The organism is Gammaproteobacteria bacterium, assembly GCA_029881255.1.
Taxonomy (GTDB): Bacteria; Pseudomonadota; Gammaproteobacteria; order S012-40; family S012-40; genus JAOUMY01.
The window spans coordinates 423,450-440,958 of record JAOUMY010000001.1 but is presented as its reverse complement, the minus strand read 5'-3'; the positions used below and the strand labels follow the sequence as shown (position 1 = coordinate 440,958).

Here is a 17,509-nt window from a genome sequence, read left to right as displayed (position 1 = left end):
TTATTGAATTATAGAATTTTGCTAAGGGCGACCCCCCCTGGCTCCTGAGTCTATATCGTGAAATACGGCAGCTTTCTTAAGCACAAATTGGTCGTAAAGTATCTGCGTTGTGAGTACTAGCATTAACATCCATTCCATGCGCATTACATGATAATAGGTGTTCATGTCGTTCACTTCCGTAACCTCTTGTATGTCTGAAAGTATTTTCTGTACTTCTGTGTGATTGAAGATTCCGGCAGAAGAAATAGGCTCATAATCCAGAAAATCGCCATGGTTACGTCCAGGTGCAAAAAACCATTCTCTAATGGGTGTGTAAAACCCTCTCTTTTTGTATGCACCCGGTATCTGAGGTAACCGGTCGTTCATTATCGTCTTGAGTAGGTATTTTTCATCCATACCGCGTAATTTAAACTGGGGTGGTATTCGAGCAGTCAGTTCCACAAGTTTATGATCAAGAAAGGGGACACGAGCTTCAACGCCGTGGGCCATGCTTAGCCGATCACTTTTGAGTAATATCCAGTTACATAGCCGGCTGTTGATTTCGTAGTTGAGCGATTGATTCAGAGGGGCTAGCCCCGATACTTCTGGACGAATTCTGTCGGACAGTTCGTGTATGCGAGTAGATGTGTTTATGCTGGCAAGGAAATCGGCATTCCAAATCTTGTTGCTTGAGTTTTGGAGAATATGCCAAAAGTCATACCAGACCGGATAGGTGCCAAACTGCTTGGTGACGTTACGCTGGTTTTCAGGTTGGTGAAGCGACCAAAGCAATTGAATATGTTCTCGTGGAAACTCCTTAATGAATTCCTCCATATACAGCTGTTTCCTGCGGCCTCTATCAGATTCCTGGTTTCCCCATAGGCGCATCGCGTCCTGGCGGTAGCTGTCATAGCCGCCAAATATCTCGTCGGCCCCATCCCCTGTGTATACGACATTGATCCCGGATTTCCGGGTAAAGTCAGATAATAAAAAATGGGGAATATCGACTGCCATGCGCTGCGGTTGCTCGAGATGGTAGACACTTTGTTGTAGATTAGCCAAAAAGTCGCTAGGCACTGGTTCGGGTATAGTAAGCTCGTGATTTGCGACGCCAAGGGCCTCGGCTACCGGTTTGTAGGCGTATGATTCGTCACTGGCGGCATTCTCGAAATGTATAGAAAAGGTTTGAATGGGCCCAGGACTGTGTTTCTGAAGAAAATGGCAGGTCGTTGATGAGTCCAGTCCGCCCGAAAGATAAGCCCCAACGGGGACCTCTCCGACAGTATGCTGTTGGCTGACTTCGTCCAACATATCCTCTAGCTGTCGTTTCCAATAGTTTTCGTTTTGATTCTCATATTCACCATCAGCCGGGAAGATAAGGCTCCAATAGCGCTTAGTTTCGGTCCGTCCAAGTGTGTCGATGGAATAGTAATGTCCAGGCAGTACTTCGTGTATACCTGTAAAACTGGTATGACCAGGAATAGAGAACTGGTAATAGAAATGGTCAAAAATAGTCTGCGGATCAAGTTCTGGAGTCACCACACCTGAGGCAAATATGGCTTTGATCTCGGAAGCGGCGAGGAAATAGGTATCATCCTGAAAATAATAGAGTGGCTTGATTCCAAGACGATCTCTCACCAGTAATAACCTGTCAGATTCTCTGTCATAAAGCACATAGCTAAACATGCCTCGTAACATGCTGATTGCTCTATCACCGTATTCCTGGTGTAAACAAAGTAGTACTTCTGTGTCTGAGCGGGTTTTGAAATTGTGACCCAGTCGGAGGAGTTGAGAGGCCAATTCCTGGTAATTATAGATCTCGCCATTGAAGGTAATGGTAAAGCGTTGGTCGCTAGTGGACATGGGCTGTTGGCCATGAGCACGGTCGATGATGCTAAGGCGGGTATGGCCTAGCCCCAGGTGAGCCTGGTGAAATATACCATAGGCATCAGGCCCTCGGTGACTCAACGCGCGGTTCATTTGAGTCAAAAGGTCCACGGATATTGGTTGCTTGTCAAAGCGCAATATTGTAGAAATGCCGCACATGTAAATTCATCAATTTGTTACATATTTGCTTAAAGTTTTTTCAGTTTCTGTACGAAATTATGACATGGGCGAAAGCCTTTGAGCCATAAAGGCCCGTAGTAAGTTGTACAGAATGGAAGCGGATAGGAGAAGTGTTATGTTGACGGTGATGGTTTTAAACTCCAAAGGTGGTAGTGGTAAAACGACACTGGCGACCAATCTTGCCGGTTATTACGCCTCCAAGGAGTTGAATACCGTAGTTAAAGACTACGATCCACAAGGATCGAGTAGTGAATGGCTGCGCCATCGCCCCTACTCCAAACCCCATATTCACGGTATCGAAGCTCACGCTAAAAACGCTCGTGCTACCCGTGCATGGCAAATGAGATTACCCACCAATGCCGATCGCCTGATTATTGATACACCGGCAGGTGTCGATTTATACAAGATCAATTCTGCGTTGAAAGACGTTGATCGTATTCTGATTCCAGTTTCCCCATCGCCAATTGATATTCGTGCTACGGCTATCTTTATACGCGATTTACATGCGTTTTTCCGTATGTATCCCAGTCGTGCAAAAGTAGGAATAATTGCAAATCGTGTTCAAAAAGAAAGCCCGGCTTATTACGCGATGCAACGTATATTTTCTAATCTCGATATCAGTTTTATCGCTGTATTGTCGCAGAATGAGACATATATGCAGGCCGCAGAACACGGAGTTAGTGTTTTAGAGCTGAATGGTGCTAATAGCGACCGGGACAAGGAAGAATGGCGTTCCTTGATAGAGTGGGTCGAAGAAGCGAGCACCACACAAGCATCTCAATCACCGTCTAAACCAAATCTGTACGCTGTCCGCTGATTTTGCGGGTATAACCGGCGCCTTTGTTAGGGTTTGCCAAGAAAAAGGCGGTAGGACTCATTGTCAGTCTCATCCCAATAGGGATAGCCCAGGTCTTTTAGAAAATCCTGAAAGTCATTTCGTTCATTATTCGGAACCTGAATTCCAGCTAATACACGTCCGTATGCTGCGCCATGGTTGCGATAATGAAACATGCTGATATTCCAGCGCTGTCCCATTTTCGTAAGAAACAGCAATAGTGCGCCTGGACGTTCAGGAAATTCAAAGCGATAAATGATTTCGTTATCGACGCCTGGTGCATGGCCTCCGACCATATACCTGACATGCAGCTTCGCCATTTCATTGCGAGACATGTCCAGTACCTGGTAGCCGTGTTCTTCAAGGCGTTTCATCAGTTGAATTTTTTCTTCTGGAATTTCACGTAATTGAATTCCGACAAAGATATGCGCGATCTTGGCGTCGGCGTAGCGATAATTAAACTCGGTGATATTGCGTTGTCCAATAAGATGACAAAAGCGATGGAAACTGCCGGGTTGTTCATCAATCGTAACGGCTAGTAACGCTTCACGTTGCTCGCCCAGCTCTGAGCGCTCTGCAACGTATCGTAGTCGATCGAAATTCATATTGGCGCCACTATCGATCGCAACAAACTGCAAATCCATGTATCGCTCACGCTGCACATATTTTTTTATTCCCGCTATTGCAAGCGCACCTGCCGGTTCGGCAATCGAGCGGGTATCGTCGAATATATCTTTGATCGCAGCACAAATTTCATCAACGTCTACAGTAATAACCTCGTCGACATACTGTTTCGCAAGCTTGAAAGTCTCTTCACCAATCTGACGAACGGCCACGCCGTCGGCAAATATGCCAACCTGGTCGAGAATGACTCGTTCGCCGGCCTGGAGTGCTGCGTATAAACAAGCGGAATCTTCCGCTTCGACACCAATTATCTTGATTTCAGGTCTGACCTGTTTGATGTAGGCAGAAACGCCAGCGATCAATCCACCGCCGCCTACTGGAACAAATACCGCGTCCAACTCAGCCGAATGCTGGCGAAGTATTTCCATTGCTACAGTGCCCTGACCGGCGATGACATCCGGGTCATCATATGGATGCACAAATGTATATCCATGTTCGTCCTCTAGCTTTCGTGCGTGTAAATAAGCCTCGTCGTAGGTGTTTCCGTGGAGAACGACTTCGCTGCCGTAGCTACGAACAGAGTCAATCTTGATTGCAGGCGTGGTTTTTGGCATGACGATGGTATTTCGTATTCCGAGGCGCTGACACGCCAGTGCCGCCCCTTGGGCGTGATTCCCGGCAGAAGCGACGACGATACCTTTTTGTCTGGCTTCGTCCGAGAGTTGAACGATTTTGTTATATGCGCCACGAATCTTAAATGAAAACACAGGCTGGAGATCTTCTCGTTTGATCCAGACCTGGTTTTTTATCTTGCTAGAAAGTCCCTTGGCATAATCGAGTGGTGTCTCAATGGCGACATCGTATACCTGGGCTCTGAGTATACGTTTTAGATAATCCGTGGACATGTAGAACCTGCGCGCGCTGAACAAATGGCGATGATAGCACTTTGTTGGATTAAAAAGCCGGAAATCCAACACATGTTCTTTTAATGATGGCGGTAAAGGCTGATATAAGCCCGCATTTTCCTGGAAAGCCTGAAATATACGCTTTACAATCGCGGGAAGCCCAAATAGGCAGTGAGCAGCGTTTTATAACGGGAGAAATGAATGTCACAAGATGAGCAAAAAAAGGCGGCTGCGGAAGCGGCGCTCGAATATATCGAAGTTGGCGGTATTGTCGGTGTAGGTACAGGTTCTACGGTCAATTTTTTCATAGACGCCCTGGCGGGAATCAAGCACAAGATCGACGGAACGGTTTCCAGCTCAAAAGCCTCTACTGCCCGTCTCAAAAGCCATGGCATTCAGGTGTATGACTTAAATAGCGTGGACGATATCAAAGTCTACGTCGATGGTGCAGACGAATCCAATGAGAGTCTTCACCTGATTAAAGGTGGCGGCGGCGCGCTGACTCGGGAAAAAATCATTGCAGCAGCATCCGAAAAATTTGTCTGTATCGCTGATGAATCCAAGCTGGTTGGCGTGTTAGGGAAGTTTCCGTTACCCGTCGAGGTCATCCCCATGGCGCGCAGCTATGTAGCGCGTCAATTGGTTAAGTTGGGTGGAAACCCGGTATATCGCGAAGGCTTTGTCACGGACAATGGCAATATCATTCTTGATGTACATGGCATGCAGATCGTTGATGCACCAAAACTTGAAACTCAGATCAACCAGATCGTTGGCGTAGTGACCAACGGGTTGTTCGCACATCGCGGTGCGGATGTGCTGATTCTGGGTGGACCGAAGGGGGTTCGACAGCTGAATTAGACCCGGTGGTGAGGAGGGAGTATGTCCCGAACGCTTATCATTATTGGTCTTATCTTTATCGTTCTGGGGCTGTTATGGCCCCTGGTTCAAAAGCTCGGTCTCGGCAGGTTGCCCGGTGATATTGCGATCGAGAAGGAAAACGTCCGTTTCTATTTTCCAGTGGTGACTTCTATCGTCGTGAGTTTAATTCTGACGCTATTGTTTTGGCTTTTCCGACGTTGATAGTGAAGGTTGCTACTCAATTCCAAAGCGCTTCGAAATCGAGATCCTTGCGTTCATTCTCAAACGAAATGACATCGACTATTTCATAACCTTTGGTTTGGGTGTTTCGCAATAGAGGTGTTGATAATGCCTTTCCCTGCGCGCTGCGGATAATTTTGACGAAAGGCGTATCCACGCGTATACCGCGCTTTAACACCATGCCGGTTTCGCCGGTCACAAGTTTGACCAGGGTGCCAGGTGGAAACAAGCCTATACATTTGACAAAGATTTCGATGAGAGTGGTTTTCTCATGTTCGTTTTTGTCCAGATAGATATCCCGCGCAGCAATATTGGGTACGATTGGCTCTCGATATGATCTACCGGTTACTTTGGCGCAGTAGACGTCCGCCAGGCGTAATAGCGACACCTGTACAGGTACATCCTTACCTGAGAGCCGGTTCGGATAACCGCTGCCATCTACCTGTTCATGGTGCTTGGCCACAAAATCCAGCCACTTGGTGTCGGTAATACCATTTTTGTTGAGCATCCGGGCGCTTTCTAAAGGATGGTTCTCAATTGATTGGCGTTGTTCATCTGTCAAAGGTTCTGGTTGGTGTTGAAGCTCATCCTGCAAAAAACCCAGCGAAAAATTCATGCTCAGGGCGGCACCACATAATGATCTCCTTATGTCTATGCCCCAATTCAGGTAGTCTCCCACGATTTCGCACAATATTGCGGTGTGCACAGCATGCTGAACCGTATAGTCTTTTTTGTCGTCGAGAAAAATCTTGGCAATAGCCGCGTCTGGCGCTTGTTTACAAACCGCTTGAACACGTCCGATGGTGGTTAGAAACTTTGATTGATTGGTTGGATAGTGGGGGTTGGAATAAACTTCTTTCAAAATTCCCTCAGCCTGTCGCAAACGCTCAAATGGTGAAGGGAGTTTGTACTCGTTCAATTCCGCACTACTCGTCACGATTTCCGTTTTGACGTTTTCTACGGCGGATACCAGTTCAAAATCCAGGGTATAGACATCATCGGCTACGATGGTCGCATGTTGGTTTTCAGTCAACATCAGGCCTTTGTCTGCCAACAGGCTGCCATCTTGGCGAAACAATGGATACAACAACGGCTGATCAGGTTTGATCACCGATTTGGAGATCATGACCAGTTTTCGACGTACCGATTTTGGATACGTTCTAGACAGTTTTGTTGTTGATGACTGGCTTGGTTCCATTGCTTTCTAGTGGTTTCTTGCCTGGATTTCTCTCAGATATTTGTCGGCAGTGAATCGAAAAAATTGTGTTAAATTTACACAAAAAGTGACAAAAAAAATGGTATCGATTTGGTATTTCTGAGAATTACAGTCTATCCAGACGGTTATCGGCCTGAAAACCTAACAATGGGATGTGTATATTTTTTGTAAGGGAAACAACTTTAAATAACTCCCCCATTTCACTAGGGAGAATCAAGCGCTTTACAGGTGCGCTGGCCTCCAGAAACTTGCGGGTATCGGAGGCATCAATATTCTGCAGTAGCGATTCCAGGCCGCAGCCAATGAGGAAACCCGCCTGGTTACTAAATCCAGCGACCGCCAGGCCTGCATTGCTGGCGTATTCGGCGATGGCAGAAAAGTCGACGTGGGACGTAAGGTCTTGTAATCCAGCCAAAATTAGGGGATTGGAATGGGCACGGTGGCGATAGTGACACATCAGTGTGCCCTGGTAGCGGTCCGGGATATACCATTCGGACGCAGGATAGCCATAGTCGATGAGAATGATGGCCCCCCGGTCGAGTTTTTCCGCAAGCATCTCCAGCCAGCCCTGGGCATAGCGGTTAATTTCGGTGAGATAGCCGTCTACCAGACGGTCTCTGTATGTGGAGGTGAGTTCCTGTGCGATACCCGTAATTGTTGGATCGTTCAGCGGGGCTTCGAGCCAGGTAAACTGATTTCCTTCAATTGCTACCCTCATCTGCGTATAGGTGCCGTTCTGATGAAGTCGGATCAGTTCGACAGGCATGGCGTCCAATACCTCATTCGCGATGACTAATCCCCGAAACTTGTCAGGCACTTCTGATATCCATACGACACGGTCCAGGAGTTGCGGCACCTTATTCTGTATGCGTTCGCGCTGAATCGTTTTGAGGTAAGGACTAACATCCAGTATGAAGTATTTGTCCGGGAGTCCGCCATGGTCGGCCAGCCAGGCCAATGATTCGGCTGCTAGTGTCCCGTTTCCCCCTCCAAATTCCAGCACAGTAAAACCTGGCCCGATCTCTTTGGCCAACTGCTGGATTTGTCGGGCGAGGCAATGTGAAAACAGGGGCGTCAGTTCCGGTGCGGTAACAAAATCTCCCCCGACGCCTATGGTGCGTCGGCCATTGACGTAATACCCCAATCCCGGGGTATATAGCGCCATGGCCATAAAGCGTTCGAAGCTGATAGAGCCGCCACTGGCGCTGATCTCGTCTCGAATCTGCTGATTTAGTTTGCTATTGATGGCCAGTTCTTCTGCGTCTGGTGCTGGCAGTTGAGTGAAATCCGGGAGTGACATGAAACTTCTATTGGTTGAAATTTGTGCTAGTTTAACATCAGTTTGGCTCGAAACAGGCAGGTATTATGTCTCACACAGGATCGCTACAGGACAAAGTCGTGTTGATTACCGGGGCTGCCCACCGCGTTGGCGCAGCGATGACACGGCATTTTCATGCGGCAGGCATGCGTGTCGTCATTCATTATCGACATTCCGCTACGGCGGCTCAGGATCTTGCTGATGAGCTCAATAATCAGCGTATGGGCAGCGCGACAACGGTCAGTGGTGATCTGAACGATACGAGCCTTTTGTCATCGATTATTGATCAGAGCGCAGCTGTCTGGGGTGGACTCGACATATTGGTGAACAATGCGTCTACGTTTTACCCAACAGACTTGGGTAAGGTCACGGTGCAGCAGTGGGATGATTTGTTTGCCAGCAATCTAAAAGCACCGTTTTTTCTGTCCCAGGCTGCCGCACCTTATCTACGCAAAGGGCATGGGGTAATCATCAATATCGTTGATATACACGCTGACAAGCCATTAAAGGGTTATCCAGTTTATTGCATGGCCAAGGCCGGTCTGGTGATGATGACGAAGGCGTTAGCCAGAGAGCTTGGCGGTGATATTCGTGTGAATGCTATCGCTCCGGGGGCAATCCTGTGGCCTGAAGGTATAGATGAAGCGGCTAAGGCAGACATCGTTTCCAGAACCGCCTTAAAACGAAAAGGAGATCCCGAGGATATCGCGAGGGCGGCAATGTATTTGGTGCGTGATGCAGGATATGTAACTGGTCAGATACTGGCGGTAGATGGTGGGCGTTCTCTGAGTCACTAAGGATTTAAATCGATGTTGATTTCCCACAATTCCTGTTTTTCACCGCCCTGGAATTCACGCCACAATTGTTGATAGGTCTTGTCTTTAAGTGGATCTGTGAGGTTTCCGGCGATATCTGCCAGCGGTTTAAGCACAAAGGCGTTTTCATAGATTTCTGGACGAGGAAGGATGCAGTGGTTTTTGCTTACGACTCTGTCGTAAAGCAGTAAGTCGATGTCCAGCGTTCGAGCGCTGAATCGAGGACTATTACGATCACGACCATACGCATCTTCAATTTGGTCGAAAAGTTCGCCGAGTTCATCGATGGTCAAATTTGTTTGGAAACTAGCCGCGAGATTATAGAAATTTTCGCCATCAAAACCGACGGACAGGCTTTCATACACGGGAGATAGGGTTATCTCGCCAAAATGTTCGCGCAAAGCGTTTAATCCGCCGCGAATATTGTGATCGCGATTGATATTGCTGCCGATACTGACGAAAACATCGGCCATTAGGATCGTTCCCCACGCTCAATCAGAACACCAACTTCTTTTGAACCACGTACGGCACCTGGTTTAGCGAGCCTTAGGCGCAGCCACGGCACTTTGAATTCTTCGCGAACCAGATCGGAGATGTTCTCCGCCAGCGTTTCTACCAATTCAAAACTGGTGCCTTCGACATAACTGATAATGCGCTTAGCCACCTTCTTGTAGTTGAGCGTGTCCTCTATCGCGTCACTTTGCGCGGATTTTCTTATGTCTGTGCCCATCTCAAGGTCTATGCTGATGGTTTGCTTTATTTCTCTTTCCCAGTCATATATTCCAATGATGGTTTGGATTTTTAGCTCTGTTATGAAGATAATATCCATTGTGTTCGCGACTTGTGACAAAAGTGGCACTATAATCCGAATCCTGTTTCAACGAAAGCCGAATCCCCAATGCTGCTAGATATCGCATTTATTACAGGTGCCTATTTAATAGGCTCAATCTCAACTGCCATTATTGTGGCCCGTGCTATGGGGTTGACTGATCCGCGTAACGTTGGATCGAAAAATCCAGGCGCAACCAATGTATTGCGCTATGGTGGAAAAAAGGCGGCAGCGCTTACCTTGTTAGGTGATTCGGTCAAAGGCGTGATTCCTGTTTTACTGGCCAAGCCTTTTATTGTTTCTGATGCCAGCATGGCCTTAGTGGGAGTGGCAGCGTTTTTGGGGCATTTGTATCCCATTTTCTTCGGCTTCAAAGGCGGTAAAGGCGTGGCTACGGCCCTGGGTGTGTTGTTAGCATTGAGCTGGCCTGTTGGTGTGGCAGCGCTGGTCACCTGGGTAGTTATGGCCGTAGTGTTCCGTATTTCGTCACTTTCGGCCCTGGTGGCCTCAGCTTTGACACCGGTATATATGTGGTATTTTGTCGATGTGCCCGAATACCTGTGGATGAACATCTTTATCACTATTTTGCTTATCTGGCGTCACCGTTCAAATATCCAGAATCTGGTTTCTGGCAAGGAAGGCCGGATTGCGGGAAACAAGGAAAGCTGACCCTGTCCCTCCCGCAGGAGAGTCTAAATTTCATGTGATTTGGGCTTTGTCCTCGTTTTTTCCTTCGCCAGACGGTAAAATTTCAGCCCTTTTTTCCAAACTCGCGAGTACGAGCACGCTTGAAAACGCAAATTGTTGATCTGGTCACTCAGGCCCTGAATTCGCTCAAACAATCGGGCGATCTAAATATTGATGCTATACCGGAAATTACCATAGAACGTACCCGGGACAAGAGCCATGGGGACTTCGCCTGCAATATCGCGATGAAGCTTGCCAAACAGGCAGCGAAGAAACCGCGCGACATTGCACAGCTGATTATTGGCGCGCTTCCTACTTCATCCATGGTGGTTAAAGTTGAAATTGCGGGACCAGGATTTATCAATTTTTTCCAGAATCCCGACGCGCATAGTCATCTGATAGCACAAATTCTCAAGGCGGGCAGTGAGTATGGCAAGAGCTCTGTCGGCGCCGGTAAAAAGGTGCAGGTTGAGTTTGTTTCGGCAAATCCTACCGGTCCCCTACATGTTGGGCATGGACGCGGTGCGGCATATGGTGCGGTGGTCGCGAATCTTCTTAAAGCTGTGGGCTACAACGTACACAAGGAATATTACGTAAATGATGCCGGTCGACAGATGGATATACTGGGTACTTCGGTCTGGCTACGTTATCTGGAATTGTGCGGTGATAAGTTGGTATTCCCTTCTAACGGATACAAGGGTGACTATATTCGTGATATTTCGCGCCAGGTTTACGAAAAACATGGTGAGGAATACCGCTTTTCCTTTGATGAGATTATCGAAGGTGTTCATCCCGACGAAGGTCAGCCGGGCGGTGACAAGGAAGAGCATATCGACGGACTGATCTTACGAGCAAAAGCACTGCTTGGGAATAGTGGTTACAATGTGTTTTTCGGCGCTGCATTAAACAATATCCTGACTGACATTCGCGAAGATCTTGCTGAATTCGGCGTAACCTATGACGAATGGTTTTCCGAGCGCTCCTTGATGGACTCCGACGCGGTAAGTCGCGCCATGGAAAAACTCAAAAATAGCGGTCACGTCTATGAAAAAGATGGTGCGCTATGGTTTGGTTCAAGCGCGTTGGGTGATGAAAAAGATCGCGTCGTTATGCGCGACAATGGACAGACAACCTATTTTGCTTCCGATATCGCCTACCATTTGAATAAGCTGGAACGCGGTTTTGATAAGGTCATCGATGTTTGGGGTGCGGATCACCACGGATATGTCGCGCGCGTAAAAGCCGCGCTTCAGGCATTTGATAGAAATCCGGATGATCTGGAAGTGTTGCTGGTGCAGTTTGCTATTCTGTATCGAGGTGGTGAAAAAGTGCAGATGTCCACGCGCAGCGGCGAATTTGTTACCTTGCGCGAATTGCGGGACGAGGTTGGCAACGACGCGGCGAGATTTTTCTACATTATGCGTAAATGTGAACAGCATCTGGATTTTGATCTGGATCTCGCCAAATCGCAATCCTCCGATAATCCTGTCTACTACATACAGTATGCGCATGCGCGTATCTGCAGCGTGTTTCGTGAACTTGATGAAAAAAGTATTCGCTATGACAGCGTAGCAGGGCAATCTGCGATCTCTTCGCTGACAGAATCCCATGAGCAGGATTTATTTACGCTATTAGGTAAATATCCGGAAGTGGTTGAGGCGGCCGCATTGAATTATGAGCCGCATCAGATTCCTCATTTCTTGCGCGAACTTGCCAATGGTTTGCATACCTATTACAACGCACATAAATTCATCGTTGAAGATGAGTCATTACGCAACGCTCGACTCTGTCTGGTAACTGCTGTCAGACAAGTCTTGCACAACGGTTTAGCATTGATTGGAGTGTCGGCACCTGAGGCTATGTAAGACATGGCATCGAGCACAAAGAACACGCGCAAGCGTGGTGCAACACCAAAAATGACGAAACGAAAAACGGTTCCTGGCTGGTTATGGCTGGCGACAGGTTTGCTCATAGGTCTGTTTATCGCTTTTCTTGTGTTTTTGCGAGGTCAGTCGACGAGCGGCACGAGTTCGACGCTTAAAGATCAGCTCAAACTCGAGCAAAAGGAAGATCAACAACAGCGTGCTTTTGATTACGATTTTTACAAATTGTTGCCCAAGCTTGAAGTCGTTGTCCCTGAAGAATCAGGCAAGGAACAAGATAAGAAAACAACCGCAAAGCCAATTGCAACGCCTGGGGTGTACGTGTTGCAGGCGGGTTCATTTAAAAATATGGCTGATGCGGATAAACGGAAAGCGACGTTGGCGTTATTGGGCGTTGTTTCCAGAATCGTCTCTGCAAAAATTGACGGAGATCAAATCTGGCACCGAGTACAAATTGGTCCTTTCGATGATCTGGCCCAATTGAATAGTACTCGTGATCTTTTGATCGACAACGATATTGAGACCTTGTTACTCAAAGTAAGGGGATAGATATGAAAGCGGTTCAGTTGTTTTTGATGTTTGTATTGGTGCTGGTTCTGGGCGCTTGTAATAACACTCCGCCACCGGAAGACGCCGTCGCCGACAAACTGGCCAAGGACTTCATGCAGGCCTTGCAGGCCCAAGACTACGAAACCCTGTATTCCCTGGTAAATGATGAATTCTTTTCAGTAAAAGGCCGTTCTGAGTGGGACAAATATTTTCAAGATGTCAGTGGAATTATGGGGAAAATGGAATCGTTTCGCCTGAAAAATAAGCTCAATGATATGCGCTTTAGTGGACAGTTTTATATGTATGAATATGTCACGAAGTATGAAAATGGGCTGGGCAAGGAAATGATTACGATAATTCATAAAATAAACACCGGTAATGAGCCATTGCGTATTTTCAGCTATAAGATGGATTCCAGTAAGCTGGCAAAGTTGCACCAAACACGCTAGGTCACCTCATTATGATCAAGACAAATATTAAGATCGCGCTTGTATTGATGATCGCCGGGTTTGGATTGATTTATTTCGGCTTTTCGGCAATCCAATCTGAACCTCCGAAGTTGGCGCTGCCAGAGGATTTAAAAGGGGTAATTATCGACTCCCCTCCAGCGGACATCGGCGAATTCGCGCTCTCGACTCATAAAGACGAAATATTTTCGAGGAAAAATCTGTTAGGCAAATGGACAGTGTTGTTTCCAGGATATACCAATTGTCCTGACGTATGCCCAAATAGCATGCGCGTCATGGATCAAATGTATAAGCAAGAAGGTCTGCCAGAGGGAACTCAATTTGTTTTTATGACGGTTGATCCGTTGCGCGATACCGTTAATGTTATGAATGATTTTGTCTATTATTTTAATGAGAACATCATCGGCATTACTGGCGAAAAAGCTGAAATCGACAAGCTGACTCAGCTTCTGGGGGTCATCTACGACTACGAAGGCGATATGAGTACCGGGGACTACATTGTCAATCATGGAGCTTCCGTTTATTTCATCGATCCTCTCGGGCGTGAACGCGCATATGTGTTGCCTCCCCATGATGTTGAACGAGTGACGCGCGCGTTTCGTCTGGTTACGGACTATTATCGCTAATATTATGCGTAGCATTATCAGTGTGCTAATTCTATTCGGTGTTTTATGCAGTGTTGCAAGCGCCCGGTCTTTGGCTCTTGAAGTCACAAACGCCTGGGTTCGCGAAGCACCACCAAATGCAAAAGCACTGGCCGGTTATGTAAAACTAAAAAATGTTTCTGATAGATCGCTTGTGTTGAGTCAAATCAGCAGTCGTTCGTTTGAACAAGTGGAATTTCATGCGACGGTTTTAGAAGGTGGTATGATGCGCATGAAGCATCTGGAAAAGATTGAACTGGCACCGGGAGAAGTGATCGAGTTTGAACCGGGTGGCAAACATTTGATGTTGAAAAAGCCGCGCAAACACTTGCGCGATGGTGACAGTGTGCAGCTTAGTATCACAGATGTAGACGGCGGAACACTGATGTTTGAAATGCAGGTTCGTCGTTAGTAGACTTTGTAGATATATTCCTGTTTCAGGTTGGCAACGCCCTCATCGCTAACATGATATACCTTTTGTTTTTGTAAATACCCGTTTACATCATATTCATACTCCTCATAACTGATTACATGGTTGTCCTGGTAAGTTAACCAGTCTTTGTCGTCACCAGGTCCATCGAAGTTTGAGCTTTTTATTAACAATGATTGCGACGGGTTGATGGATAAAGGAATGTATTCATAGTTTGTCATGTGCATTACTTTATTGTTTTCTGTGAATAAAGCTTCCGAAAGCTCGGGGGTTTTGCGTTTGAGCTCGCTGTCAAAGTTGCCTTGTAGTGTCCAAAGATGTGTACGCAATCCACTATCGTTATTGAAATCCCTTTTTCGCCACCCAGTCACAACGTCGTCAACAGGTGCAGGGTTACCGTTTTTGTCCAGGTCGATTTTGTTTTCGATGCCTAAATCGCTATAGAAAATTGTGCGGTGCTCAAACAGAGGACCATTCTGTTCAATCAGGTAACTTATCGTGATTTCAAAACTGGTTTCTCTTTGGCTCCAGGGCGCTGACGTGATGCCTATCTGTTGTAAGCGATCCGCAACGCGGAAAACGCTAACTTCGGTATGAGAATTGTGATGATGTGTGTAACGAGTGTATCTATTGAGTAAATCATCACTGTTTCCCCAGACGCCATCAGGGCCGGGGTCTACTATGCGCCCTTCGCCTACAACATTACCGAATTCATCTTTCACTTCCATCGTGTAATGCGCGATAGATTCCTGGTTCCCCTCATAGACGATAGCTTTTGCGAACGCACCGCCGGGCATGAGCTGCGAATACACGGTGACAGTGTTGATTTTGCCGCTGGCTTTTATGATGGTTTCTTTTTCCAGAGACTTGTCACCACGGTAGCTGAATTCACGCCACGCGTTGATGATATCAGCATCGTTGTCGTCTTTCGTGTAAAAGTTGACGCGCTCCAACATTCTGTGTTCGGTGGTGAAAGAAAACTGTACTGTGTCGGCGCCTGTGGCCAGTGGCGATCCATCAAGCTGCTTTAGATTCTGGATATGAATATGGTACGTGGTGCCGTGTTCTAGTGGGGATGCAGGCCTAAACGTCAGCGTACGATCGGCTGGGCTATAAAACACATGTCCGCTAATCATGTCTTTTCTGTCATAGAATTCTGAGCTGATCTCTTCGCCCGTGGACGTCAAGATATGCATGTTTGACCCTTCGCCCGGCATCAAGTGAATGTTTTCCTGGCTGACGGTCTCGGGGGCTATATCAATAGCAAAGCTCACTGTTATCTGTGTCGTTCTAACAGGTACATTTTGGTCGCCGTTTAGAGGATAGGAGCTGGCGATTAATGCTATCTGTTTGGCATCGCCTGTTTTGTCACCAAAATTTGGGGATGCGCCGCCACAGGCGACAAGGAAAATGAGCCACAGCAGAACCGTGCCTGATAGGCCTGTTTTCATGGTCTTCCCTCCATGTAAATCTTATATTATTGTTTTTATAGCTTCTTATTAGTGTTAGCCGAGTATATTTGGCCTTCGTTGAGCCAATATGAAGTATAGATAAGAATTTAAGCCCTGTTTAGTTCATGCAACACTTTTTATATTTTTTACCGCTTCCACAGGGGCATGGATCGTTACGCCCAACACGTTCATCCTTCTTTTTAGGGGCTTGAAGTGATTTGCCGCTGAAATATAACCAGCGCCCACCTTGTTTACGAAAGTAGCTTTTTTCCCTAATCGTGTGATCGCCGCCGCCAACGCGATAGCTAGCGACGAAGTCTACATAACCCTCGTTATCATCAATGGTGCCTTTTTCGGTCGACAGTATCTCTAATCCTACCCATTCAAACTGGCTATATAGCTGTCGGTTATGCGGGGTGTCATATTGTTCGGCGCTTTCATGGGTGGATCTGTTCAGATAGTCGAAGTCGTTCTTGGCGAATGCCGAGTAACGAGAACGCATAAGGTGCTCAGCTGTTGCCGGGTGCTGCTCGCCAGTGTGATAAAGGCCGCAGCATTTGTCGTAGGGCTTTTTGCTGCCACAAGGACAGAGTTCAGCCTGATTTTTTTCCTCACTCATTTGTAATTTTTCCGTTCGAAAAGGTCATTGCGTCGACTCACCAGGCGATCTAAGAACAGTAAACCATCAAGATGGTCGAGTTCATGTTGTATGGCCCTTGCCTCAAAGCCATGCGTTTCTATTTTGATGGTGTTTCCCTGGGGATCATAGGCCTGCAGAGAGATTTTCTCGGCACGGATGACGTTGCCGGTGTAGTCAGGCACTGATAGACAGCCCTCCCGTCCTACCTCGAAGCCTTCCCATTCGGTAATTTCCGGGTTAACGAGAACGAGATATCCATGGTTGTGCGTTTTTTTCCGACCGGACACATCAACGATGACAATACGTTTGTTATAACCAATTTGCGGCGCTGCAATTCCAACAGCCGCTGGACCTGCCTGCCGCGTTTGCTCAAGGTCAGCGATCAAATCGCGTAGCTCGCTATCAAAACGTTCGACTTTTTCCGCGAGTCTTTTCAGGCGTTCGTCGGGGTAGGTCAGAATCTCCTTTACAGCCATCTATTGCTACCCGATCATCAACTCAATAGGCGTAAGGGTGACATCTATACCGTTTTGACGGATGTCAGCAACCGCTGATTCTAGTGCGTCGATTCCGTTTTTAGCCACGCCTTCGATATGCATGATATAGATAGGTTTTGTTTCGGAGCCGCCTACGTCTGACTCTAGATCAGTTATATCCAGTCCAGCATCGGCAAGACTACCGGTTGCCTTGGCGACGATGCCTGGACGGTCTGCGCTGAAAACAGAGATACGCACGTCCGGCTGTCTGTGCTGGTGTAAATGTCCGGTGATGGGATCAACGTGGAGACGAAGGTGTAGCTTATCGGATAACGGTTGCAGTAGTTGTGACAAACCGTCTTCCTCGCCGTTGTATTTCACCATCATCATGATAGTGAAATTACCCCCGAGGCGTATCATTGAGGTCTCGCCTAAATGACACTGTGCCTCAAATAAGGCACGTGTCACCGAGGCAACAATATTAGGCTGGTCTTCGCCAACCAGGGTGATCATAAACCAGGCTGCCATCAAAATCTCCTGAGTCAATCGTGGATGTTACTCTACCATTTATGACCGGAGTTGGCAGCCGACAGGTC

20 protein-coding genes are annotated in these 17,509 nt (G+C 47.3%); 10 read left to right on the top strand and 10 right to left on the bottom strand.

Translation table 11 applies throughout. The annotated features are described in order from the left end of the window. Nucleotides 1-21: 21 nt before the first annotated feature. Nucleotides 22-2,025 (bottom strand): asparagine synthase (glutamine-hydrolyzing), encoded by a 2,004-nt coding sequence (asnB, locus tag OEZ43_02000; protein ID MDH5544332.1) that lies wholly within the window; start codon nucleotides 2,023-2,025, stop codon nucleotides 22-24. A 136-nt stretch (nucleotides 2,026-2,161) separates the two neighbouring features. Between asnB and OEZ43_01995 the strand changes: the two genes are divergently transcribed. Then, the gene (locus OEZ43_01995; GenBank protein ID MDH5544331.1) at nucleotides 2,162-2,863 is read left to right on the top strand and encodes a ParA family protein; all 702 of its coding nucleotides are present in this window, start codon (nucleotides 2,162-2,164) and stop codon (nucleotides 2,861-2,863) included. A 26-nt stretch (nucleotides 2,864-2,889) separates the two neighbouring features. On the opposite strand, the gene ilvA is transcribed toward OEZ43_01995, so the two are convergent. Then, nucleotides 2,890-4,410, bottom strand: a complete 1,521-nt coding sequence (gene ilvA / locus OEZ43_01990) for a threonine ammonia-lyase, biosynthetic (GenBank protein MDH5544330.1) — start codon at nucleotides 4,408-4,410, stop codon at nucleotides 2,890-2,892. 201 nt (nucleotides 4,411-4,611) lie between these two features. Between ilvA and rpiA the strand changes: the two genes are divergently transcribed. After that, nucleotides 4,612-5,268 (top strand): ribose-5-phosphate isomerase RpiA, encoded by a 657-nt coding sequence (rpiA, locus tag OEZ43_01985; GenBank protein MDH5544329.1) that lies wholly within the window; start codon nucleotides 4,612-4,614, stop codon nucleotides 5,266-5,268. A gap of 21 nt (nucleotides 5,269-5,289) precedes the next feature. Further along, a complete protein-coding gene (locus OEZ43_01980) occupies nucleotides 5,290-5,490 on the top strand; it encodes a DUF2905 domain-containing protein (protein ID MDH5544328.1) in 201 nt (66 codons plus the stop codon). Nucleotides 5,491-5,506: 16 nt separating this feature from the next. Here the strand turns inward: OEZ43_01980 and OEZ43_01975 are convergent, their stop codons facing one another. After that, nucleotides 5,507-6,634, bottom strand: a complete 1,128-nt coding sequence (locus OEZ43_01975) for a hypothetical protein (GenBank protein ID MDH5544327.1) — start codon at nucleotides 6,632-6,634, stop codon at nucleotides 5,507-5,509. A gap of 196 nt (nucleotides 6,635-6,830) precedes the next feature. Continuing rightward, complete coding sequence (locus tag OEZ43_01970; GenBank protein ID MDH5544326.1) at nucleotides 6,831-8,024, bottom strand: SAM-dependent methyltransferase; 1,194 nt, start codon at nucleotides 8,022-8,024, stop codon at nucleotides 6,831-6,833. 65 nt (nucleotides 8,025-8,089) lie between these two features. Between OEZ43_01970 and OEZ43_01965 the strand changes: the two genes are divergently transcribed. Beyond that, nucleotides 8,090-8,839, top strand: coding sequence for a pteridine reductase (locus tag OEZ43_01965; protein ID MDH5544325.1), 750 nt, complete (start codon nucleotides 8,090-8,092; stop codon nucleotides 8,837-8,839). Here OEZ43_01965 and folK read toward each other — a convergent pair. Continuing rightward, nucleotides 8,836-9,330 carry a 2-amino-4-hydroxy-6-hydroxymethyldihydropteridine diphosphokinase gene (folK, locus tag OEZ43_01960; protein MDH5544324.1) on the bottom strand — a complete coding sequence of 165 codons (495 nt, stop codon included), beginning with the start codon at nucleotides 9,328-9,330 and terminating at the stop codon, nucleotides 8,836-8,838. The two genes, OEZ43_01965 and folK, sit on opposite strands and share 4 nt — an antisense overlap. Beyond that, complete coding sequence (gene folB / locus OEZ43_01955; GenBank protein MDH5544323.1) at nucleotides 9,330-9,686, bottom strand: dihydroneopterin aldolase; 357 nt, start codon at nucleotides 9,684-9,686, stop codon at nucleotides 9,330-9,332. The genes folK and folB overlap by 1 nt, the downstream gene beginning before the upstream one ends. 69 nt (nucleotides 9,687-9,755) lie before the next feature. Here folB and plsY point away from each other — a divergent pair, with 69 nt between their 5' ends. The 6 genes from plsY to OEZ43_01925 all read left to right on the top strand — a co-directional run bounded on the left by plsY (nucleotide 9,756) and on the right by OEZ43_01925 (nucleotide 14,328). After that, nucleotides 9,756-10,355 carry a glycerol-3-phosphate 1-O-acyltransferase PlsY gene (gene plsY, locus OEZ43_01950; protein MDH5544322.1) on the top strand — a complete coding sequence of 200 codons (600 nt, stop codon included), beginning with the start codon at nucleotides 9,756-9,758 and terminating at the stop codon, nucleotides 10,353-10,355. A gap of 119 nt (nucleotides 10,356-10,474) precedes the next feature. Beyond that, complete coding sequence (argS, locus tag OEZ43_01945) at nucleotides 10,475-12,238, top strand: arginine--tRNA ligase (protein MDH5544321.1); 1,764 nt, start codon at nucleotides 10,475-10,477, stop codon at nucleotides 12,236-12,238. 3 nt (nucleotides 12,239-12,241) lie between these two features. Continuing rightward, on the top strand, nucleotides 12,242-12,805 hold the full coding sequence (locus tag OEZ43_01940) for an SPOR domain-containing protein (protein MDH5544320.1): 564 nt from the start codon (nucleotides 12,242-12,244) through the stop codon (nucleotides 12,803-12,805). Nucleotides 12,806-12,807: 2 nt separating this feature from the next. Beyond that, nucleotides 12,808-13,254: a hypothetical protein gene (locus OEZ43_01935; protein ID MDH5544319.1), complete on the top strand. Its 447-nt coding sequence runs from the start codon at nucleotides 12,808-12,810 to the stop codon at nucleotides 13,252-13,254. Nucleotides 13,255-13,265: 11 nt separating this feature from the next. Continuing rightward, nucleotides 13,266-13,898, top strand: a complete 633-nt coding sequence (locus OEZ43_01930; protein ID MDH5544318.1) for an SCO family protein — start codon at nucleotides 13,266-13,268, stop codon at nucleotides 13,896-13,898. 4 nt (nucleotides 13,899-13,902) lie between these two features. Next, nucleotides 13,903-14,328: a copper chaperone PCu(A)C gene (locus tag OEZ43_01925; protein MDH5544317.1), complete on the top strand. Its 426-nt coding sequence runs from the start codon at nucleotides 13,903-13,905 to the stop codon at nucleotides 14,326-14,328. Here OEZ43_01925 and OEZ43_01920 read toward each other — a convergent pair. The 4 genes from OEZ43_01920 to OEZ43_01905 all read right to left on the bottom strand — a co-directional run bounded on the left by OEZ43_01920 (nucleotide 14,325) and on the right by OEZ43_01905 (nucleotide 17,441). Then, nucleotides 14,325-15,797 (bottom strand): Ig-like domain-containing protein, encoded by a 1,473-nt coding sequence (locus OEZ43_01920; protein MDH5544316.1) that lies wholly within the window; start codon nucleotides 15,795-15,797, stop codon nucleotides 14,325-14,327. The two genes, OEZ43_01925 and OEZ43_01920, sit on opposite strands and share 4 nt — an antisense overlap. Before the next feature lie 118 nt (nucleotides 15,798-15,915). Beyond that, entirely contained in the window at nucleotides 15,916-16,416 is a 501-nt protein-coding gene (locus OEZ43_01915) for a YchJ family metal-binding protein (protein MDH5544315.1), read from the bottom strand. Continuing rightward, complete coding sequence (gene def / locus OEZ43_01910) at nucleotides 16,413-16,913, bottom strand: peptide deformylase (GenBank protein ID MDH5544314.1); 501 nt, start codon at nucleotides 16,911-16,913, stop codon at nucleotides 16,413-16,415. The genes OEZ43_01915 and def overlap by 4 nt, the downstream gene beginning before the upstream one ends. Before the next feature lie 6 nt (nucleotides 16,914-16,919). Further along, nucleotides 16,920-17,441 carry an amino acid-binding protein gene (locus OEZ43_01905; GenBank protein ID MDH5544313.1) on the bottom strand — a complete coding sequence of 174 codons (522 nt, stop codon included), beginning with the start codon at nucleotides 17,439-17,441 and terminating at the stop codon, nucleotides 16,920-16,922. Nucleotides 17,442-17,509: the final 68 nt, after the last annotated feature.